Here is a 21,908-nt window from a genome sequence, read left to right on the forward strand (position 1 = left end):
CGATCAAAGCCGGTAATTCGGTGAGTCCAGCTGCGTGCTAGCGGGAGCTACCGGCGCGCATGCGGACTTGAAGGTCCCTGACTCTGATGGTGTACGGCAACGCCCGCTTCGGATCCAGGCGTGCGGTGGTTCGGTCGAAGCGCCTGCCGCGCAACAGTTCGCCCAGTGCGGCGACGGTCAGGGTGAGGGCAAGGTCGCGACCCGCGCACTCCGCACCACCACGGCTGAACGGCGCGTACCACGGCGGATCGGGCTCCGCGCCGTCGTCCCAGCGCTCCGGAACGAACCGATCAGGATCGGACACGGTGGCAGGATCCCGTCCGTGGAACGGAGTGGGAACCAGCACAGTGCTGCCGGCTGGGACGATCCAGCCGTCCCAGTCGGCGGTCTCCGTCGTTTCGCGCGCGAGCAAGGGCACCGGGGGCCATAGCCGCAGTACCTCCAAGATGCAGGTGCGGCGGAAGGCGGCGTCGGTGGCGGCTCGCTCCTGCCGGGCGGGGTCGCCCGCGAGGAGCGTCAGCGCAGTGAGACTGAGCAGCGGGGGGAGGTCGAACGCCATCAGCCAGTGCGGAATCTGGCCGACGGGAGCGGTATGCGGGCCGCAGGGCGCGGACGCGAAGCTTGCCACCAGGGATTTCTCGTCCGGTCGCGCAGCGTCGGCATAGCGGTGCAGCCGGGCGGTGAATTGATCGGCGATCGCCCGGGTGCGTTCCGCGCGCCACCGGCGCCGGTTCAGCCAATTGCCCTCGGCCCGCAGTGCGCGCATCGCGTCGGTGATCGCGGCGTCATCAGCGGCCGCGTCGCCGAGTATGAAGCGCCGGGCCAGTCGCGCGAAGGCCTCGAAGTAGCTCGCGGCCGGAAAAGCCGAATTCGCGAACAAAGGCGCGAGTTCCTTGATCAATACGTCCTGGAAATGATCGGCGAAAGGGTGTGCGGCCCGGCCGTATCCGAGCACGGCCTCGTTGAACGGCCGACGCTCCGCGCGAATCTCGCCTCTGCTCAACAACAGTGAGTCGGGCTGCACCGGGCCCACCACGGCCCACTTGTCCTCGGTGTCCACCGCATAGGTTTCCACCGGACCGTCGAGAATCCTTGTGACAGTGCCGGCGTCGAGGACGATCAATTGGTCTCCACCCATGCCGTGCACCCACACCGCGGGCGCGCGATAGCGCTCCCGCAGCGCTGCGAGTACTCGGCAGGAATGCCGGGCCATATCCAGCGGCGCGAGCGCCGCGTCCATGCGCGGCCGGGCCAGGATCAGGCCGCGGAGCAGGCGGGGCAGCACGAGTGTGCCGAATACGCGCAGACTCTCGACGCCGGAGGCGTGCGGAAGTTCAGGCATGAGCAGCCGCGATCACTTTGCCGGGGTTGAAGATTCCGGCCGGGTCCAGTTCGCGGGTCAGCCATTCGGCTGTCAAGGTGCCGATGCCGTGTTCGCCGGTCATCGCGCACCGCCGTTGTCGGATCGGCCACGTTGCCAGGGCGCGAACGCGTTTCGGACTCCTGCCAGCGGGGACGCTAATTCTGGATGATGCCGGACCAGGACATCGGCCATGGTGGTCTGGTCGATCCAGTCCAGCCCTTCCGGTGTGTAGACATCGGCGCGATAGTCCTGCGTGAAGAATCGGTCGCTCTTCAGGCGGCGCGACGCCATCAGAATGAAAATGCGAAACGCGGTGTCGGAGAACCCGAATCCCGGTGGCGGGGTTTCGGCGTACATACCGACCATCGGGTCGACGGCGTCGATGTCCCCGGCGTAGACCTCGCGCAGTTCGGCCACCCATCGCGGGTTCGCGCTGAGGTCCTCGAAGCTTTCGAGGCGCGGCCGATGCAGCATTTCGCGGAAGTCGTTGTAGCGCGGGATACCTCGTTCCCGGTCCCGGGTGATGTCGATGGTGCCGAGGTCGAGCCGGTGACCGTCGATGCGCACGTGATTCTGGAGCGCGCGCGGATGGTTGTGCAGTGTCACCGCGCCGGGATTGGCGACGCCGAAGGAGTAGAGCAGGTTTGCCATGCCATATCGGTCCACGGTGTCGCGGGTGCTGCGGCCGTGTAGCGGTTCGAAGTCGATGGTGTCGATGAGCGCGCCGCTGCCGGCCGTGCGAATCTCGTAGTCGTCGGGGATCAACGGGTGCAGGCGGTAGCAGGTGACGAATTCCTCGGTAATGGAGTACGGGGCACTGTGATGGTCGGTTTTGGAGCCCGGGATGCCGGAGAGGATCTCCCCGGAACCCACCCGTCCGACGTGGCGGCGCGCCCATTTGCCCAGCAGCCCATACCAATTGGTGTTCATCGCACGATGCAGCACCGGATGATCGAGGATCCCGGGCGTCCATTCGACGGTATGAATCTTCGCCATCAGCGCGCAGTTGACCAGGCGAGCGGTGCGGAACAGTTGCTCGTCGTCCCACGACGGGTAGGCCTGCGCCAGCCGCTCGCAGATCGCGTTGTGCTCCTTGACGAAAAGTGTGTGCAGCAGCGCCAGCCCGACCCAGTAATTGTCGTCGAATCCGCTCAGATCGAGCCCGCTGAACTGCGGGTGCTCAGGTAGTCGGCCATCGATCACAAGCAGGCGTCCGCCGGCACCCTCCCGCAACATCCGGTTGCGTTCTTCGTTGCTGCCGTAGATCTGCGAGCCGTCCCACCAATGTGACGCCCAATTGATGTGGGTGGGCGGCAGGTCATCGCCCGCGTTCTGGGTGGGATCCGGCCGGGTGCGGCGCACCCGCATGGGGTGCTCGGGCCATGGATCAGCAGCATCCAAGGGAATCTCGATGTGGGAATCGAGCAGGCTGTCGCCGTGGCTGAACCAGTCGTGCACTTGGAACTGGATCCACGCCGCGGCAAGCACATTCAGCGTCGTTGCGGGCTGGAAGGCGTCGCGGGTGAGCAGCCGGCGGCTGACCTCGCGCGGGTTGGGAACCAGTAGCTCGCGGTGTGCCGATGCGGCCGCGAGAGTGAGCGGCGAATTGCGCCCCAGCCGGGTGCCGGACCGGCCCATCTCGAGGTCGGTGCGGTCGTTCCCGGACCCGTCGTAGGTACGGAACATGGGGAGATCGGCGGCAGCCGGGCGCGGGCACCGGGGCCGTTCGACCTCGTAGAGATTGGCCGACCGCAGCTCATCGCGCAGCGCCACCAAGTTCAGGACACCCATGATCGTGGGCAGTTGGTGCCATTCCCATTTGCGCCCGATCCGTGCGAATACCGCCGACAGGGCCCGATCCGCCTTGGAGTGCCGCGCCGGTGTCGCGGCAATCTGCGAAGGCTGGTCAGGCGGGATCGGAATTGCCACGCCCGCAGCCAATTTGGCTTGATAGTCGGTCGCTGAGACGGCTAGGAACGGCCGCGCGGCGTCGAGTCCGAGACGGCGGGCGCGTTCGGCCATCGGATGCGTGCCCTCGACTCGGATCCGTAGCCGCGGCGTAGCGTGCACGCGCTGGCGGCCACGGGTATCGACGATCGACCGCAGCATCTGCTCGGCTCGCGTGGAATAGGTGACGAAGTCCAGCTCGGGGCCGGGCAGCCACGGGCCGAGCCGGCCGTCCAGCGTCAGCGCCGGTGACTCGTCGATGGTCACCGCGGCGGACAGCCGACCACGCCGCAGCCCGACCTCCACCTGCGCCGCGAAAGCGGGATACCCCCAGACGTCGGCGGCGTAGACGGCGCCCGCCGGCGAGCCCACCGCGAGATCGGTTACCCGCAAACCGGATCCGCGACGATCGGCCTTCGTCAGCAGTTCCGGCCACACCAGCACCGGCCGCTGCCGCCACGGATCGTGCACCAGCAGCGCGATCGACACTTCACTGTGCGAACCGATGGAACTGCGGGTGAAGTGCCGCGCCAGCACCATCGCGACCGCGTGCCGCCCGAGCCGGACCGGGCGCAGCCCGGTGCCGCGCAGCTCTGTCTCCGCCGCGGCGGCATCGACCCGGAAGAAGGAGGTGACGGCGGTGCTCTGCGCGCACCGAACCGGCAGTTCGATATCGCCGGCGGAGGTGCTGACGGGCGCTGTCGCGACGGTCAGATAGGGAAATCCCTCCGGTGAGTGCAAGTCATCGAAGATCCGATATGCCTGTCCCCGAACCACTTCCCCGCAGTACGGGGTGAGCGCCGCGTCGATACGCTCGCGCGCCTCGTGCAGGTCGTGGGTCAGATTGTGCAGATACTTCAGCACGTGATGGCAGTCCGGGAACTGGTGGGTGTCGTCGTTGTAATCGACGACATACCAGCGCGGATGCAACTGATCGTGGAAGGGTGAGCCCGCGCCCTGGCCGTCCAGGGTCGGTATGAGATCGTGCTGATTGGTGATGGTCGCGACGAAGGCCGTTTCCGGCGGCTGCTTGAAATCCACCGGAGCCCCGATCGTGATGACATGGGTAATCCGGTAGGACGCTTGGGTTTTGGGATGCTGGGCCAGGTTCATCACCGCCGCGCCGCCCTCGCTGTGCCCCACCAACGCGATCTCGGCCCCGTCCGGAACGCCGAATTCCCGCAGTGACTTGAAAAGTGCATGCGTGTAGGGCGATTCGCATCGCATGGTGTTGCACCAGGCGCCGACCAGATCCTGCGGTGAGTCATTGCGCGGCATGCCGCTGCGCATGCCGGGCGCGTAGAGGACGTAGCGGGTCCGGCCGTCCGCGCCGTCGATCTGCTGCACATAGATTCGACCGTTGTTGCCTAGGGCGGCAAGAGTTTCCAGCATCGAGGTGACGGTGCCTCCGGTGCCCAGGGCGGCGCGCTCCTGCGGGTCGAGATCGACCGGATGAGCGTCCCCGTGGCCGACATCCCAGCGCGAGACCAGCTCGGTGGAGGCGCCCAGAATCGGGATCCGGGTGATCGGCCGCCCGCACGCGATGGCCCATCCGGCCTCGTCGTTGACCGGATTCGGATCCAGCAGGGCGTTGACCGCCAGCACTTCGGTGAACACCGGAGCGATCGTGTGCAGCGTGGTGCCGAGCCCCCACTCCTTCACCAGTTTGCGCAAGGCTCGCAACGCTTCCAGAGAGTGGTCGGCGTTGACGGCGGTCACCAGGTCGGCGACCATCGGCTCGTCGGTGATCTCGGGATGCGAGTGGGTGACCGCCGCGATGCGTAATCGCAGCGACAAGACAGCTACCAGCGTCGCCAGGCTGTCCCGTCCGCGAAAGGCCGACATCAGGTGCGCCACTCCGCCGCGGAATGAGCGGCCCTGCAGGGCGTAGCCGAGTCCGTTCACATTGGTACCCGCGTGCAGCAGTGCGCGCTGTGCGGCCCGCCCGGAATGGTGTATCGATCCCTTGGTCAACTCGCTGTCGATCAGTGTGCTGGTCAGCCGCTCGCCGACCTCCCTGACGACCTCGGCCGCGCGCGCGATCTCGACGGCGGCAGCGCGGATTTCCGTCAGCTCGGCCGCGTAGACGCCGCTGCGAGTGGCGTCCTGGGACACCGTGGTCATGAGTCGCTCCCGACGTGCGCGGTGAGTCTCCGTGCGGCGGTGGTGAGGTCGGCGGCGGCGGTGCGGCAGCGGGCGATGTGGGCGCTGATCTCGCCGTCGAACCATTCCGGGATCCCCTCGCGGCCGATGATCCGGTCGCGGATCTCGCGCAGGCGCTCGGCCTGAGCTGCCATGAGCTCGGCATCTGCCCGGGTGCGTGCGGCCAGGTCCGTGATCGTCATACCACTACCTCCACTGGATGAGCGGATTTCGAAGATGGCGAGTGCAGCTAATTTGCAGCAAACGACGATGCTAACCGAGCGAGTCGGACCTGTGGCGAGATTGGGTTACGCCGCTAGACGAAGCGGGCGGTGAGCTCGGTCGAGATCTCGTAATGGCGCACGAGGAACGAGCGTTCGTCGAGCTTCTTGCGCCGCAGCCAGCCGGTCACCTCGGCGTTGCACTTGCTGGCGTTGCACGACCCGCACGCGGGCACGACGTTGCCGAGCGTGTAGCGGCCACCGCGCGAGATGGCCTGCACGCAGTCCTTCTGCAGCGAGGTGACGGGGGAACGGCAGTAAGCACACCCGCTCCAAGACGTCTTGAGCGCTTCCCACTGCGCATCGCTGAGGTCGTGGACGACGCGCGTCATCCGCTTCTTGCGCTTGCGCGCGGCGCGAATCTGTTTACTACCGCCAGTCGGCACGAGGGGTGAGAATACCGGTCGCGATGGTCAACAGGTTGGAGGCCGGGCAAATCCCGGGGAAGTGCATCGTCGGCTAACCGCTCGCGGTGACCGCTACGACGTCCCACTCCAGCTGTTCCTTGCGAATATCCGTCTCGCTACAGGATGCCCATTCGACCAGATCGGAATTGCGGCTGGTCAGGCTGGTGGTCCAGCAGACCGAGCTTTCAGCCCGGACCTTCGGTTTGGCGAATTCCCACATTCGTCCGGGTTTCTTATTGTTACAGGTCTGTCCGCCTAACAACTCGTGTCGCACGAGGTGGTTTCCGTACACACATTTTTTGTCGAAGTCGTTCTGGAGCTGGGTGGTCAAGGCCTTGACGTCCAGAGGGCGCCAGCGTTGCCGTGGCGGGGCGGGATGCACGCATGGGACGAGATGCAGCCGATTGTCACCCTGCAGTGCCACACAGCTGTTGGGGTGGTCTGGATCCAGGCTTTTGATCTGCACGGTCGCCCCCGGCCAGTCGGCAGACGCCGGGGCCGGAATCAGTTGCGGGGCAGTGACGGCGAGCCCAGTGATGGTGAACGCTGCCAAAATCCGTGCGCGAACTCGGGGCCGCTGCAACTTCGATCTGGCCATGCACCGCACCTTCCAGTAAGAGTTTTGCGAATGAACGGGCCGAGGATCACCTGCCCATCGACCGTAGGCTCTGATAGGTGCCTGAATGATGTCGACACGCACTCCTCGGCTGCCATGCCCAAGCCCTGGATAGTGGCGCTCGCCTGCGTGGCCGGCACCCCAGGCCACCCTGTATTCGGTCAACCGTTCGGCAGACCCAGGGTTTCTCCCGTAGCGACGGTCACCGTGGGAGCGGCAACCTTGGAGCCATGATTTCGCAGGCTTATCAGAAGACGATGTCACCGATGTTGGAGCTGGTGCGGCAGATCAGGGACGGTGGGGTTTATCCGTTCGAGCCGGCCTTCTCCGGCGGGCAGGGCGTGCGCGCCCGGCTCGGGCAGGGCGACGTGCTGATGTTGAGCACCAGCAACTATCTGGGATTGGCGGGGCATCCGGAGATCACCGAGGCGATGAAGGCCGCGATGGACCGATTCGGTTCCGGCAGTTGCGGTTCCCGGTTGATCAATGGGACGACGGTGCTGCATCTCGAGCTGGAGGAGCGGTTGGCCGCCTGGATGGGCACCGAGTCGGCGGTGGCGTTCAGTTCGGGGTATTTGGCCAACCTCGGCACGATCTCGGCGATGTGCGACTCCGAAACGGCGATCGTCACCGATCAGTTCAATCACATGAGCATCGTGGACGCGTGCCGGCTGTCCGGGGGCCGCATCAAGCTCTTCCCGCACAACTCGATGAGCAAGCTGGAGCACATTCTCGAGCGCAATCACGACGCGGCGAAGCGCTTCATCGTGGTCGACGGCGTCTACTCGATGGACGGCGACCTGGCCCCGCTGGACGAGATCAGCAAGCTGGCCGGGAATCACGACGCCGTGCTCATGGTGGACGAGGCGCACGGGATCGGTGTGATGGGCGCCGCCGGCCGGGGTGCGTGCGAACATTTCGGAGTCCGCCCCGACCTGGTCATGGGGACGTTCAGCAAGTCGCTGGCCGGGGTCGGCGCGTTCGTCGCCGGGGACGCCGATGTCATCGAGTACATCAGGCACGCGGCGCGTACCTACACCTTCAACACCAGCCTGCCCGCGGTCACGATCGCGGGTGTGCTGAAGGCGCTGGATCTGGTGCAGCGCGAACCCTGGCGGCTGGAAAAGCTGTGGGACAACACCAATCGGTTCAAAGCCGGGCTGGTCCGTCTCGGATTCGACGTCATGAACAGCGTGACGCCGATCGTGCCCATTCACATCGGTGACGAGATGACCGCGCTGCGCATGGCCAAGGACCTGCTCGACCGCGGGGTCTACGTATTCACCGCGATGTTCCCCGGAGTCCCGAAGGGGAGCTGCCGGTTCCGGGCCACGTTGACGGCGGCGATGCAGCCGGAGGACGTCGACTTCGCGCTCGACGCGCTCCGCGAGGTCGCGGCCGCGCACGACCTGTTCCGCTGAACAACTCATCGCACGAGAGGAGAGACAGATGCCGTCGAAACCGGAATCCGGAAGTACAGCCATCGCGATCGTCGGACTGGGGGCGCTGTACCCGGGCGCGCGCAACGTCCACGAATTCTGGAACAACATTGTCGCCGGCGTCGACTCCGTGACCGATGTCCCGGACACGCACTGGTCGGTGGCCGACCATTACGACCCGGATCCGACGGCGCCGGACAAGACCTACAGCAAGCGCGGCGGATTCATACCCGCCGTCGAGTTCGACCCGCTGGAGTTCGGTCTGCCGCCGAACACCCTCGAGGTCACCGGTGTGCTGCAACTGCTCAGTCTGCTGGTGGCCAAGCAGACACTGGCCGATGCCGGGTGCCTGGACTCCGATCGATTCGACGGCTCGCGCACGGGGGTGATTCTCGGTGTCACCGGAGCGAACTCGCTGATCTATCCGCTGGCGACGCGACTGCAGACTCCGGTTGTCGAGCAGGCGGTCCGCTCGTGCGGGCTGACCCAGCGCGACGCCGAGGCGGTCGCCGCCAAGTTCGCGGCAGCGTTCGCACCCTGGCAGGAGAACTCGTTTCCCGGCCTGCTCGGCAATGTGGTCGCCGGCCGCATCGCCAACCGGTTCGATCTCGGCGGCACCAACTGCACGGTGGACGCCGCCTGCGCCAGCTCGCTGGCCGCGGTCCGGATGGCGGTCGATGAATTGCAATCGGGCAGAGCGGATTTGATGCTCACCGGCGGTTGCGACGCCGACAACACCATTCTCATGTACCTGTGCTTCTCCAAGACACCGGCGTTCTCCAAGCGCGGTCAGGTCCGGCCGTTCGACGAGAGCGGGGACGGCACCCTGATCGGCGAGGGTATCGGGATGCTCGCGCTCAAGCGCCTCGCCGATGCCGAACGCGACGGCGACCGCATCTACGCCGTGCTGCGCGGTATCGGTTCCTCCAGCGACGGCCGGCACAAGAGCATCTACGCACCTCGCGGGGAAGGTCAGATGGTCGCTCTCGGGCGAGCTTACGACGACGCCGGCTTCGGCCCCGGCGAGGTCGGCCTGCTGGAGGCGCATGGCACCGGAACCCCGGTCGGCGATCTGACCGAGGTCACCGCGCTGCGCTCGATCTACGCCGACGCCGGTAGGCGCAGTGTCGCGATCGGCAGCGTGAAGTCCCAGATCGGCCACACCAAGGCGGCGGCGGGCGCGGCCGGGTTGATCAAGCTCGCGTTGAGCCTGCACCACAAGGTGCTGCCGCCCACGATCAATGTGGAAAAGCCAAGGGCGGCATTGCACTTCGACGACGGGCCGTTCTACGTCAACACCGAGAGCAGCCCGTGGATCGCGCAGCCGCAGCGCCCGGTGCGCAGGGCCGGGGTGTCCTCGTTCGGGTTCGGCGGCACGAACTTCCACTGCGTGCTGGAGGAATACGGCGCGGCGCCGGGAGCCGGGCACACGACGGCCCAGATCTACCTGTGGCACGCCCGCAACGCCACCGAACTGCTGTCCGCACTCGACGGTCCTCCGCAGGACGGTCCCGTCCCAGCGGAACACTCGAGGCTGGCGATCGTGGCCCGCGGGCAGAGCGAACTGGCGAAACTGAGGGACGAGGCAAGGGCGAAACTGGCTGCCGAGCCGACGGCCGAGGCATTCGAACTGCCATCGGGGGTGTACTACCGTCACCGCGCACGATCGACCGGCAGAGTCGCGGCGCTGTTCGCGGGGCAGGGCAGTCAGTATGTCGGCATGGGCCGCGCCAGCGCCCTGGCCGTATCGCAGGTGCAGGCGGCGTTCGACCGCGCCGCGGCCGAATTCTCCGGTACCGAACCATTGGGGCCGGTGGTGTTCCCGCCCCCTGCTTTCGACGAGGAGACCCGGGCGGCGCAGTCGAATGCGTTGCGCCGCACCGACTTTGCCCAGCCTGCCATCGCGGCGATATCGGCGGGCCAGTTCCGTTATCTCACCGAGCTCGGCTTCGCTCCCGACGGTGCGCTCGGGCACAGTTTCGGGGAACTGACCGCGCTGTGGGCGGCGGGCGGCCTCGGCGACGCCGATCTGTTCCGGCTGGCCCGGGCGCGGGGCGAAGCCATGGCGCGGCGGCCGGTGGAGCTAACCGATCCGGGCGCGATGGCGGTAGTGCACGCGGATCGGCGGCGGGTCGAGGAGCTGCTCGCGCAGGCCACGAACGTGTCCGTCTGTAATCTGAACGCCCCGAACCAGGTTGTCGTCGGGGGCGGCAGCACTGCGGTGGGGGAGTTCGTCGCGCAGTGTGCCGCCGAAGGTGTTGGCGCCAAGCCATTGCCGGTCGCTGCTGCGTTCCACACCCGGTACGTCGCACACGCTACCGAACAGTTCGCAGCGGCGGTGGCGGACACCGAGATCGGCAAACTCGACATTCCGGTTTACGCCAACACCGAGGGAGCGGAGTACGGCGGCGACCCGGTGCGCGATCGGCGGGTGCTCACCGAGCAACTGCGTAAGCCGGTGGCCTTCGCGCCGCGCCTGGCGCAGATGTATGACGAGGGCTTCCGAATCTTCGTGGAGTTCGGCCCCAAATCCGTCCTGGCGGGACTGGCCAATCAGGCCTTCGCGGACCACACCGATGTCGTCGTGCTCGCCGCGGACCCAGGTCCCGGCCACGACAGCGATCTCGCCCTCAAACGGCTCGCCGCCCGGCTGGCCGTGCTCGGCCTGCCACTGACGGGATTCCGTCCCGCGCTGCCGGATTCGGGCGTTCAGAAAACCAAGAAAGGAATGGTGATCACGTTGACCGGAGTCAATCACGTTCCGCCGCAACGCGAGCGGGCGTATCAGGAAGCGCTGACCGACGGCTACACCGTCGGTGACGCGGGACTGCCGAGCGAGCCGAATTCGGTGCGCAGGATAGCCGTCGAACACATGGCGTCCCATCGCGAATACCTCGCCAGCCAGTCGCGGGTGGCCGAGCAGATCGTGGACATCCTGCGGGAGGAGAGCCGAAATGGCATGCGGGACTCGGTAATCGCCGGCATCAGCGCCATCGCCGAGCACAGCCGGACGATCGGGCGCAGCCACACGCAGGCCGGTGAGGTGCTGCGCAGCATGGTCCACCTCGAAGCAGGTGCCGGGGTGCCGCCGATCGAGTCCGAAGAGGCGTCTCTGACGGCGTACCCCGTCAGAAACGACGTCTACCTTTCGAGGTCGTCTGGCACCCGAATGGTGACTGCGGCTCCAGCAGCGATAGCGCCGGCAGCGGCAGTTCCGGCGGCAGAAGCTCCAATGGCGGTCGCGCAGACAACGCTGCTTCCCGAGGCGGGCGTACCAGGGGCGATCGCGCCGACAGAGATTTCACCGGAGGCCGGCGCTTCGGCAGGGGTTGCTGCGGTCGCCGGAGTTTCGGGTTCTGGCACGAGCGTTTACATGGCACCCCCAGCTAGGACGCCGCATATCGAACCGCTGCCCCGACCTGCCGAGCCGGAGCCTGCCGCGGCCACGATGGACGCCATCATGGTGCGCGGGCAGCTGCTCGAAATCGTCTCCGCGAAAACCGGTTACCCGGTTGACACCCTCGACGGCGATATGGAGATCGAGGCTGATCTCGGCATCGATTCGATCAAGCGGGTCGAGATCATGGGGGCACTGCGGGAACGGTTCCCCGCTGCCGCGATCGCCGATGCCGACGAGCTGGCGGAGCTGCGCGTGCTGGACAACATCGTGGACTTCGTCGTCGGCGGTCAGGAGGCTGATGTCCACCCAAAAGGTGAGAGCGGACTCGGCATCGCGCGTCAGTTCGCGCAGCCGAGCCCGCTTTCCGCGGCGGATCGTGTGTACCGGCCCTACCGGCAGCAGCCGGTGGCACTGCTGGCAGGGGAGGGTTCGGACCTGCTCGCGCGGGTGAGCGCGGCGCTGACCGCGCACGGCTGGGCTGTCCATCGGGGCGAGGAGATTCCCGAGACACTGGATCTCGTCCTCTACGCACCGGGGCGTCCGGCCGATTTCCCCGGGGCCACAAGGCAACTGCGCGAGGCAGTGCTGCTGGCCGCACGCACCCAGCGTGCGCTGGAGTCGGCGGCCCGAGAAGGCAGGGCCGCGTTCGTGACACTCACCGGCGCGCCCGGAACCGACCCTGCCTCGGCCGCGTTGAGCGGCGTGAGTGGGCTGGTGAAGACCCTGGCGATCGAGGCGCCGGCGCTGTTCTGCCGCGCGATCGAACTCGGCGATGGCCTGGAACACGCGGCCGCCGCCGAGCTTGCCGTAGCCGAAATATACGACGCACGAACTGATCTCGCTGTCGTCCGGCACGACGGTTCGGGCGGGCGCTACACGGAGGTCCTGACCGACGAGCCACCTACCGGTCCACCAGTCGCAGAGCTCCAGACCGCCGATCCGCATGTCGCGGAGTTCGGGGTGGATGACTTTCTGGTGGTCACCGGGGGTGGGCGGGGCGTCACTGCGGCGTGCGCGATCGCACTCGCGCGGCGGCACCGGTGCGGGATGCTGCTGCTCGGTCGCTCCGAAAGCGATGGGGCGGATGAGATCTCGGCGACGTTGGCGGACTTGGAGCGGATCGGTGTCGAAGCCCAGTACCTGACGGTCGATGTCACCGATGGCCCGGCGGTCGGGACGGCGCTCGCGCCGTACCGGGCGCGGATTACCGGCATTGTGCACGGTGCCGGTGTTCTCGCCGATCAACTGATCCTGAACAAACGCGCTTCCGACGTCGACCGGGTACTGGGGGCCAAACTGCTCGGTCTGCATTCGGTGCTGGCCGCGACCGATCAGGAACGAATGCGGCACATCGTGCTGTTCTCGTCGGTGGCCGGATTCTTCGGCAACAAAGGCCAAGCCGACTATGCGGTGGCCAACGAGGCGCTGAACGGTATCGCGGCGGCGCTCAAACGGGCGCGGCCCGATTCGAGAGTGACCGCGATCAACTGGGGCGCCTGGAACGGCGGCATGGTCACACCGGAGCTGGCCAAGATGTTCGAAACGCGTGGCGTACCGCTGATTCCGATCGGCCTCGGGGCCAGGATGTTCGCCGAACAGTTCGACCTGGAACGGGGCAACGACACCGTGTGCGTGATCGGCCCGTCCACGCCGCTGTCGGGGTCGCGCCCAAAGCGTATGTCCAGCAAGGAAGTAACGGTGGTGCGGGATCTTGCCACGATCGCGCGGGACCCGGTCGTCGCCGACCATTGCGTGAACGGGAAGCCGGTCCTGCCCGCCACGGCCGCACTGGGGGCGATCCTCGATATCGTCGGCCAGGTCCGTCCGGGCCGGGCAGCGACTCGGCTGACGGAATTCAAGGTCTTCAAGGGCCTGGTGTTCGATGACGACCAGCCGGCCGCCCTCTCCTTCGTGATCTCGGCGGACCAGGTGCGCGTGCTCGATGAGCAGGGGCGGCCTCGGTATCAGGCTGTCATCGGGGAGCAGCCTGCACCGGCACCGCGCAGCACCGACGTGCCGCCGTGGGACAGCGGGCAGCCGATCGATCCGTACACCGGGGGTGAACTGTTCCACGGACCCAGCCTGCGCGGAATCCGACGGCAGCTGACCGACACCGTATTCCTTTGTGCCCTAAGGGATGTGGACCTGGCGGGCGGAGGCTGGTCCACTCCGTCGTACAGTCCCGTACTGGCCGACCTGCTGTTGCAGGTATCTCTGGTGTGGGCGCATCGCAGCCTGGGCATCGCCACCTTGCCGAGTGGGATCGGCGACATCGAGATTCACCGGCCACTGCCCGACGCCTTCGTCGTATCGCTCGGGGACACCCGGCGCACAGAAAGCGGCGCGCGGTGCTCGGTCACCGCCACCGATGCCGACGGCAATGTCCTGCTGGTGTTCCGCGATGTCGAACTGGTGACACGGCCAGCCGGAATTCTCTGGGACAGAGACGATCTGGTCGAGTTCGGCACCGCACGAACGGACCGCCGACTGCGACTGCCCGCCCCGCCCTACCTGATGATCTCCCGGGTCACCGGCCTGCGTGCCGAGCCCGGAAAGCTCGAACCCGCAAGCATCACCGTCGAATACGACGTCCCGGCGGACGCGTGGTTCGCGGTGGACGGCAGGGCATCGTTCGGCCCCACTCTGGAAATCGCGCAGGCCACCTTGTTCCTGCTCGGCTATCAGGGGATCGAGGATCGCATCGGGGGAGAGCGGCGGTTCCGTCTACTGGGAGGCAGTGCCACGTTCTTCGACGGACTGCCCCGGACCGGTGAGACGCTGCGCTACCACGTCGAGATCACCCGATTCGTCTGGCAGGGCGAGATGCCGCTGATCTTCTTCCAGTGCGACGGCTATCGCGGCGACACCCTGTTCCTCCAGATGCGCGACGGCTGCGCGGGCTTGTTCACCGATGCGGAACTGGCCCAGCCGCTGGGCGTCATCGACGACGAACGCATCGAACCGACCAACGCCCCCGCCTTCACGCCCCTCGCGCGTTCCGATCGAACAAGCCTGTCGCACAACGATATCGAGCGTCTGACGGCCGGTGAAGTCGCCGCCGTCTTCGGGGCGGCCTGGGAATCGGACGGTCTCAACCCGTCGATCCGGCTGCCGGGCGGCAACCTCCTTGCGCTGGAGCAGGTCCACGAGATCGATCGGACCGGTGGTCCGGCCGGACTCGGAAGACTCGTTGCGACACAACGTGTTACGCCCGACGCGTGGTACTTCGCCTGCCACTTCCCCGGCGACCCGGTACTCCCGGGCACCATGATGATGGAGGGCGCCGCACAACTGATCCAGATCTACGCCATGTATCTGGGGCTGCACCTGGTGTTCCCGGACGCCGAGTTTCAGCCCGCCCTCGAGCAGCGCCTGCACTGCCGGCTGCGCGGCCAAATCACCCCGGCCGAATGCGAACTCCGCTACGTCGCCGAGATCACCTCGATCACGATGTTGCCCCGGCCCACCGTCACCGCTGACATCACCGTCTTCGACGGCGACAAGCCGATCCTGAGCATGCGCGAGCTGGGCATCCAGGTGCGCGAGAAGCCGGGCACCCCGTACCGGATCGAACGAGACGGCCGGCCGCGTCGATTCCTGGGGCGGCGCAGCCACGACGGCGAACCGACCGTGGCCAACGAACTGCACATGGCCCATCTGGCGCAGGGCGACCTGGGCTTGGCGATGGGGACGGAGTTCGACATCTACCGGGACCGCCGAGCACCGCGAATTCCGAACGGGGACTTCTGCTTTCTGCACCGCCTCGTGGAGTTCACCGGTGCGCACGGCCAGCCGAGCGGCGCGCGGATGGTCACCGAATACGACTCTCCGCCGGATGCCTGGTACTACGCCGAGAATCCGGACCCGGGAATGCCCTACTGCGTGCTGATGGAGACCTCGCTGCAGTCGGCCGTGCTCACCGGCTACTACCTCGGCGCGAGCCTGCTGACTCCGGAGGAGGACCTGGTGATCCGCAATCTCGACGGCCGGGCCGTCCTGCTCGGCCGGCCCGATCTACGGGGCCGGACCATCCGCCAGGAGTCCGAGCTGCTGTCCACGCACCGGACCGCGGGCGCGACTCTGCAGTCCTTCAGCTATCGGCTCTCGGTCGACGGGGAAGTCTTCTACGAGGGGGAATCGCTGTTCGGTTACTTCAACGACCAGGCGCTGGCGAAGCAGTCCGGATTGGACGGTGGCCGGAAAATGTTGCCCTGGTTGGAGACCGAGGCGGCGCAGGCCGAACGGATCACCGTCGGTGGCGACGGCCGATTCGACCTGATCGACGACGTCGAGATCGTCCGGGACGGCGGCCGGCACGGGCTGGGCTACCTGCGGGGTCGTCGCCGGATCGATGCGGGCGACTGGTTCTTCCCGCTGCACTTCCACGGTGATCCCGTCATGCCCGGATCGCTCGGGGTCGAGACGGTCCTGCAAGCGCTGCGAATCTTCTTGCGGCACAGCGAACCCGCCGACGACCTCGAGTCGGGCGAGTTCGTTCTGCCGCTTGATGTCCCGTTCAGCTGGCGCTATCGGGGTCAGATTCTGCCGGCCGACGGCGAACTCGTCTTCGACTTCCATGTCAAGGACATCCGGCGCGAGCAGGGGCGCACCGTGATCGTCGCGGACGCGAACCTGTGGAACAACGGCCTGCGCATCTACGAATTCACCGATATCGCCGTGGGGGCGGAAAGCACATGACCAGAAGCATCGAAATCGATGACGTGCAAAGGATATTGACCGATCTGGAGCACCCCGTCCATGTCGTTCGAGACACCGGCGGCATCGGCGTGACCGCCGCTCTCGAGCCGGGGCAGTGTGTACTCGCCTCGGCCGGGCCGCTGTCGCCGGAGAACCTGGGATCTCACGATTTCCGCAGGGCGCACGGCGTCCGGATGGCCTATATGGCAGGCGGAATGGCGAACGGCATCTCCTCGGTGGAACTGGTCGTCGCCGCGGCCAGGGCCGGATTCCTCGGGGCCTTCGGCGCCGGTGGTCTCGCATCGGATCGGGTCGAGGCCGCACTGCAACGGCTGGCCGCCGAGATCCCCGGACTGCCCTACGCGGTCAACCTGCTCAACACACCTCACGAACCGGCACTCGAGCGCGCGGTCGTGGACCTGTGCCTGCGCTACGGGGTGCGCTGCGTCGAGGCGTCGGCGTACCTCGAACTGACCCCGGAACTGGTGCGCTACCGGCTCAACGGCCTGTACCGGAGTACCGGCGGGCAAGTGCACGCGGCAAACCGGGTGATCGCGAAGGTATCCCGGCCCGAGGTCTGCCGGCAGTTCCTGCTACCCGCCCCCGAGGCGATGGTGGCGGAACTGATCGCACGCGGGCAGGTGACCGCCGAGCAGGCGGACCTGTCCCGGGCGATGCCGATGGCGGACGACATCACGGTCGAGTCCGACTCGGCCGGTCACACCGATCGCCGCCCGTTGTCGGCGCTGCTCCCGGTGCTGCGCCGGCTGCGGGACGACGTGCGCCGGCAGCGACCCGAGCTACCGTCGGTGCGGCTGGGGGCGGCGGGCGGCATCGGTACCCCGCAGGCAGTCGCGGCGGCCTTCGCTCTCGGCGCGGACTATGTGGTGACCGGGTCGGTCAACCAGGCCTGTGTCGAAGCGGGAACCGCCGCGGTGACTCGCCGAATGCTCGCCACCGCCGGAATCAGCGATTTCGACATGGCTCCGTCGGGCTACATGTTCGAGCTCGGTGCGCAGGTGCAGGTGTTGAAGAGCGGCACGATGTTTCCCCAGCGCGCCCGCAAACTGCGGCAGCTCTACGAAACCTGCTCGAGCATCGACGATCTGCCTGATGCGGACCGTATCTGGCTGGAGCGCAAGGTATTCCGCCGTCCGGTCGGCGAGGTCTGGGACGAGGTGGTCGCCTTCTTCACGACTCGCGATCCCGCCCAGATCCAGCAGGCTGTCAACGATCCGAAGCGCCGGATGGCGCTGATGTTCCGCTGGTATCTGGGATTGTCGTCCCGATGGGCGATTACGGGAGATGCCGACCGGCTCGCCGACTATCAGGTGTGGGCCGGGCCCGCGCTGGGCGCCTTCAACGAGTGGGTGCGCGGAACCTACCTCGCGGCGCCGGAGAACCGGAGCGTCACCGACGTGGCGCACCACCTCATGCGCGGCGCCGCGGTCAGTACCCGCATTCATCAGATCGAATGCGCCGGGCCCCGGTTCCCCTCCGAATACTCCGATTACCGGCCGACGCCGCTGTCCTGAGGGACTCACCGAATATGTTGAGCGGGACCGCGTTCGGCGAACCGGCGGGCCAGCTCGGTCCGGGAGCGCACGCCCAGCTTGCGATACACCTGGGTGAGGTGCATCTCCACGGTCTTGGTGCTCAGGAACAGCGCCCCGGCGGTCTCCCGATTGGTCGCCCCGTTCGCCACGGTCAGCGCGACCTGCAACTCCTGCGGGGTCAGCGGCTGCGCATCCGGGGCCGCGGTGGGCAGATTCTTCGCGCCCGTGGCCCGCAATTCGGCGAGCGCGCGAGCGGCCCAGAGCCGGGCGCCCATCGCCTCCAAGGCAATCCAGGCGGCGCGTAACCGGGTGCGGGCGGCGGCCGGTCGGCCGCGCCTGCGCAGCCATTCACCCCAGGAGAGCAGGGTTCTCGCCGAGTCGAATTCCAGTCCGGCGTCGGTGTAGCAGTCGACGGCGTAGCCGAAGAGTTTCGCGCCCTCGTCGATGTCTGCGCAGGACAGCGCATGGAGCCGGGCCAATCCTGCGGTCTGCCCGGGCAATTCGGCCGCGATCTCGGTGGCCAGCGTCCGGTCCAGCGCACCGGCCAGCGCCGGTGGCAGTTCGGCGATTCCCTTCAGATGTGCCTCGGCGATATCCACCGCGACCGGCGAGGTCAGCAGCACCGCCGAGGAGCACTGCTGGAAATCCCCCACGGCCATGGCGTGTTCGAGGGCCGCGTCCACGTTTCCCAGCGAGAACTCCAGGGTCGCAAGGGCTTCGGCGATATAGCGGCCCGGGGTGCTGCCCATGGCTGCGCCCAGCTCGCGGGCGGCAGCGGCAGCCTGGCGGCATTCGGTTTCGTCGCCCCGCAGCGCCCGCACGAAGGCCAGCACGGACGCACCGCGGTAGTGCCACAGCGGATTTCCGGTTTCCAGTCCCAGCCGCGCCGCTTCCTCGGCGGCCGCGTACGCCGCGTCCAACTGCCCGGCCCGGGCTTCGGCCACCGCCGAGACATGCAGCGCGTACGGCAGCGTGCCCAGTTCCGTCTCGGCGCGCATGCGCTCCACGATCGGATCGAGAATCCCCTTGGCGGCCAGCGGAAGTCCGATCCGGACCAGTTCGTGCCCGGCGTGGATCGCATGCCGGCCGTGCAAGCCGGCTCCGCGCATCAGCTCCGGGGTGTCGACGGCGTCGGCGAGCAGCCGCGCACCGTGCTCGGGATCACCGCAGGCGAGCGTACCGACCCCGGCCAGCAGCCGGGCCAGCCCGGTCAGGGCCGGGTGCTCGCAACCCCAGGTCTCGGTCTCCAGCGCCAGCTCGGCGGCGGCCGCGAAGTCGTCGCCGACGTAAGCGGCGAGCACAGCGTCGAGCTGATGCCGCATAGCCACCTCGACATCGACGGGCCGATAGTGCGCCGCCGATTCGGCGAGCAGCCGGCGCGCCCTCGTCGTATGTCCGAGGAACAGTTCGATGCCACCGAGCACACACTTGGTTTCGGCGGTCTCATCGCCCTCTGCCCCAACGATTCCCGCGGGTGAGACCAGGTCCCGGGCCCGGGCGAACTCGCCGGCCAGCCAGGCCGCGCCGGCTGCCTGGAACCGGCAGCGGGCGTATCGGGCCCGATCCGCCGACAGCTCGGCGGCGCGTTCGTAGGTGTGCGAGGCGATGTGGAAGGCGCGCTTGTCGCGCATACCGTTGGCCATGCGCTCGAGTTCATCGGCGACGCGCTCGTCCCGGCCGAGGACCGATTCGGCCAGATGCCAGGCGCGGCGCTCGGGACAGGCCGAGTCGGCCAGCGCCGCCGCCAGCGCGCCGTGCGCGGCGCGGATCTGCGCCGAGGTGGCCTGTTCCACCACCGCCGACCGAATCAGCGGATGGGCGAACACCACTCGGCCCGCGTCGAAGGCGACCAGACCGTCGTGGTCCAGGCCGGCCGCGGCGCTGTCCGCCAGGCCGAGACCGGCCGCGGCCCGCTTGATGACATCAACGTCCGTATCGGTCAGCGCGGCGAGCAGCAGCGCGGTTCTCCCGCCGGGATCGAGTGCGGCCAGCCTGGGCGCGAACAGCGCGGTCGTGGCCCGGCCGACCGGCAGCGGATCCGGCAGCGGCGCAGTCCCGGCCAGCATTGCCGGATCGAGCAGCCGAGCGAGTTCGATCAGCGCCAGCGGATTTCCCGCCGTGCCCGCCACCAGCCGGCCGGCCACCTCGGGCGCGATCGACTGCCCGCTGTGCGCGGCCACCAACTCCGCCGCGGCGGCCGCGTCCAGGCCGGACAGTTCGATGCTCTCCCACTGCGGGATCGGCACCTTGGTGCTCAGGATGATCGCGATGCCCTCGCAGTCGAGCCGGCGGGCCGCGAACAGCACCGCCTCCGCCGAGGCCTCGTCCATCCAGTGAAAGTCGTCCAGCGCGAGCAGGATCGGCTGTCGTTCGGCCACCATGGTCAGCAATCCCAGCGTGGCCGCCGCGATGACGAACCGGTCGCCGGTGACCGCCGGTCCCAGCGCGAGGGAACCCTTCAGCGCCGCCGCCTGCACCGGCGGCAGGTCGTCGATCTCCGATTCCCACGGCCGCAGCAGTGCCGACAGCCCGGCGAAGGACAATCCGCGCTCGGCCTCGGCGGCGCGAACCCGGCGGATACGCAGCCCGCCGCCCTGGCGGAGGGCGAAGTCGATCAGCGCCGTCTTGCCCACCCCGGGTTCCCCCGACACCACCACGACACCGCTGCGCCCCCGCCGCGCCCGCTCGAACAGGGCGAGCAAGCGCGTGGCCTCGGCCGCTCTTCCCAGCAACATGTGTCCCCCAAGCGAATCCGGGCCGAGGCCGGCGGGCTACCGCTCGCCGGCGAGCACGGTCACCAGCTGGTCGATGTGCTCGGCCGTGTGCTCGGCCGACATGAACAACCGAATCCGGGCCGCGCCTTCGGCGACCGACGGATAGCCCAGGGGAGCGGCGTAGATACCCGCCGCGAGCAGGCGCCCCGACGTGGCCATGGCCCGTTCCTCCGCGCCGAGAATCACGGGGATGATCGCGGTTCCGGCACTCAACCCGGTATCCCAGCCGCCGTCGTGCAACGCCGTTGACATCGTCGCGGCGTTGCCGTGCAACCTTGCCAGGCGTTGCGGCTCGGCCACCATCACGTCGAAGGCGGCGATCGCGGCCGCGATCTGGGCCGGTGTCGGCGCCGCCGAGAACAGCGAAACCCCTTGGGCGAGTGTCTTGATCGCCGCGATCAGCTCGGCGTCGCCGGCCAGGAATCCGCCGCAGCTCGCCAGGGATTTCGACAGCGTGCCCATCCACAGGTCCACCGCGTCCGCGGCCAGGCCGAAATGCTCACGCACCCCGAAGCCCTGGCCGCCGAGCACGCCGAACGAGTGCGCCTCGTCCACCATGATCAGGCAGTCGTGTTTGCGCGCGACCGCGATCAACTCCGGGAGCCGGGCCACGTCGCCGTCCATGCTGTAGGCGCCCTCGACCACGACCAGCACCCGCCCGAAACTGCCGCGGGAACGGATCAGCAGCCGATCGAGCGCCTCGGGGTCGTTGTGCGCGAAGGTGGCTCGGCGGCACCCGGCCCAGCGCGTCCCCGACACGATGCTGCTGTGCACCAGCGCGTCACAGGCCGCCAGATCGCCCGGCCCCAGCAGGAACGGGATCACACCGGCGTTGGTGAGGTACCCGCTCGCGGTGATCACCGCGTCGCCGGCTCCGTACGCGCCGGCGAGGCGGCGTTCCAGGTCGGCGTACAGCGGAATCTCACCCGCCACCGCACGACTGGCCGAGGCCGAGGTGCCGTAGCCGTCGATCGCCTGCTTCGCGGCGGAGGTGACCCGCGGATCCCCGGCCAGGCCGAGATAGTTGTATCCCGAGAAGTTCACCACCTCGCCGTCGAGCATGCCGGTCGTGGCACCGTTGACCCCGGTGTGCGGCAGGAAGAACGGGTTCGGCAGACCGCGATCGGAGAACGCGGCGGTCGCCCGGCCGCGCAGTTCGAGGGCCGCACGGATTTCCGGGTGGTCGTCCAATCCCCGGCCCCTCGGACGATGGACCGGCTCCAGCGCCGGCTTGGCGTGTCTGGACAGCAGATCCCGGGCCAGACTTTTCGCGTCGACAACCATT

The 21,908-nt window shown here is 67.8% G+C and carries 11 protein-coding genes; 3 read left to right on the forward strand and 8 right to left on the reverse strand.

Going from position 1 to position 21,908, the window contains the following annotated elements:
- Positions 1-37: 37 nt before the first annotated feature.
- From IBX22_RS26945 to IBX22_RS26965, 6 genes are all read right to left on the reverse strand, one after another.
- On the reverse strand, positions 38-1,342 hold the full coding sequence (locus IBX22_RS26945; protein WP_194818489.1) for a cytochrome P450: 1,305 nt from the start codon (positions 1,340-1,342) through the stop codon (positions 38-40).
- Positions 1,335-1,445 carry an FAD-linked oxidase C-terminal domain-containing protein gene (locus IBX22_RS38580; RefSeq protein ID WP_339401802.1) on the reverse strand — a complete coding sequence of 37 codons (111 nt, stop codon included), beginning with the start codon at positions 1,443-1,445 and terminating at the stop codon, positions 1,335-1,337. The genes IBX22_RS26945 and IBX22_RS38580 overlap by 8 nt, the downstream gene beginning before the upstream one ends.
- A complete protein-coding gene (locus IBX22_RS38585; RefSeq protein WP_194818906.1) occupies positions 1,442-3,154 on the reverse strand; it encodes a peroxidase family protein in 1,713 nt (570 codons plus the stop codon). The genes IBX22_RS38580 and IBX22_RS38585 overlap by 4 nt, the downstream gene beginning before the upstream one ends.
- Before the next feature lie 2,276 nt (positions 3,155-5,430).
- Positions 5,431-5,655 (reverse strand): hypothetical protein, encoded by a 225-nt coding sequence (locus IBX22_RS26955; protein ID WP_194818490.1) that lies wholly within the window; start codon positions 5,653-5,655, stop codon positions 5,431-5,433.
- Positions 5,656-5,768: 113 nt separating this feature from the next.
- Positions 5,769-6,119, reverse strand: a complete 351-nt coding sequence (locus tag IBX22_RS26960) for an HNH endonuclease (RefSeq protein WP_309234806.1) — start codon at positions 6,117-6,119, stop codon at positions 5,769-5,771.
- Positions 6,120-6,192: 73 nt separating this feature from the next.
- Positions 6,193-6,738 (reverse strand): hypothetical protein, encoded by a 546-nt coding sequence (locus IBX22_RS26965; RefSeq protein WP_194818491.1) that lies wholly within the window; start codon positions 6,736-6,738, stop codon positions 6,193-6,195.
- A 248-nt stretch (positions 6,739-6,986) separates the two neighbouring features.
- Between IBX22_RS26965 and IBX22_RS26970 the strand changes: the two genes are divergently transcribed.
- Genes IBX22_RS26970 through IBX22_RS26980 form a run of 3 tightly spaced genes read left to right on the forward strand, consistent with a single transcriptional unit; the run spans position 6,987 to position 17,828 of the window.
- Entirely contained in the window at positions 6,987-8,177 is a 1,191-nt protein-coding gene (locus IBX22_RS26970; protein WP_194818492.1) for a pyridoxal phosphate-dependent aminotransferase family protein, read from the forward strand.
- Positions 8,178-8,205: 28 nt separating this feature from the next.
- Positions 8,206-16,293, forward strand: a complete 8,088-nt coding sequence (locus tag IBX22_RS26975) for a type I polyketide synthase (RefSeq protein ID WP_194818493.1) — start codon at positions 8,206-8,208, stop codon at positions 16,291-16,293.
- Positions 16,290-17,828, forward strand: coding sequence for a PfaD family polyunsaturated fatty acid/polyketide biosynthesis protein (locus IBX22_RS26980; RefSeq protein WP_194818494.1), 1,539 nt, complete (start codon positions 16,290-16,292; stop codon positions 17,826-17,828). The genes IBX22_RS26975 and IBX22_RS26980 overlap by 4 nt, the downstream gene beginning before the upstream one ends.
- Before the next feature lie 5 nt (positions 17,829-17,833).
- Here IBX22_RS26980 and IBX22_RS26985 read toward each other — a convergent pair whose 3' ends face one another.
- Both IBX22_RS26985 and IBX22_RS26990 read right to left on the reverse strand, forming a co-directional pair.
- Positions 17,834-20,584, reverse strand: coding sequence for a LuxR family transcriptional regulator (locus IBX22_RS26985; protein ID WP_194818495.1), 2,751 nt, complete (start codon positions 20,582-20,584; stop codon positions 17,834-17,836).
- A 36-nt stretch (positions 20,585-20,620) separates the two neighbouring features.
- The gene (locus tag IBX22_RS26990) at positions 20,621-21,907 is read right to left on the reverse strand and encodes an aminotransferase class I/II-fold pyridoxal phosphate-dependent enzyme (RefSeq protein ID WP_194818496.1); all 1,287 of its coding nucleotides are present in this window, start codon (positions 21,905-21,907) and stop codon (positions 20,621-20,623) included.
- Position 21,908: the final 1 nt, after the last annotated feature.

The organism is Nocardia sp. XZ_19_385, from assembly GCF_015355755.1.
GTDB lineage: Bacteria > Actinomycetota > Actinomycetes > Mycobacteriales > Mycobacteriaceae > Nocardia.

Excerpts from the sequence above, each read along its gene's own strand:
- IBX22_RS26955 (WP_194818490.1), bottom strand. The coding sequence starts at position 5,655 with ATGACGATCACGGACCTGGCCGCACGCACCCGGGCAGATGCCGAGCTC.
- IBX22_RS38580 (WP_339401802.1), bottom strand. The coding sequence starts at position 1,445 with ATGACCGGCGAACACGGCATCGGCACCTTGACAGCCGAATGGCTGACC.
- IBX22_RS26990 (WP_194818496.1), bottom strand. The coding sequence starts at position 21,907 with ATGGTTGTCGACGCGAAAAGTCTGGCCCGGGATCTGCTGTCCAGACAC.
- IBX22_RS26945 (WP_194818489.1), bottom strand. The coding sequence starts at position 1,342 with ATGCCTGAACTTCCGCACGCCTCCGGCGTCGAGAGTCTGCGCGTATTC.
- IBX22_RS26975 (WP_194818493.1), top strand. The coding sequence starts at position 8,206 with ATGCCGTCGAAACCGGAATCCGGAAGTACAGCCATCGCGATCGTCGGA.
- IBX22_RS26970 (WP_194818492.1), top strand. The coding sequence starts at position 6,987 with ATGATTTCGCAGGCTTATCAGAAGACGATGTCACCGATGTTGGAGCTG.
- IBX22_RS38585 (WP_194818906.1), bottom strand. The coding sequence starts at position 3,154 with ATGGGTGTCCTGAACTTGGTGGCGCTGCGCGATGAGCTGCGGTCGGCC.
- IBX22_RS26985 (WP_194818495.1), bottom strand. The coding sequence starts at position 20,584 with ATGTTGCTGGGAAGAGCGGCCGAGGCCACGCGCTTGCTCGCCCTGTTC.
- IBX22_RS26980 (WP_194818494.1), top strand. The coding sequence starts at position 16,290 with ATGACCAGAAGCATCGAAATCGATGACGTGCAAAGGATATTGACCGAT.
- IBX22_RS26965 (WP_194818491.1), bottom strand. The coding sequence starts at position 6,738 with ATGGCCAGATCGAAGTTGCAGCGGCCCCGAGTTCGCGCACGGATTTTG.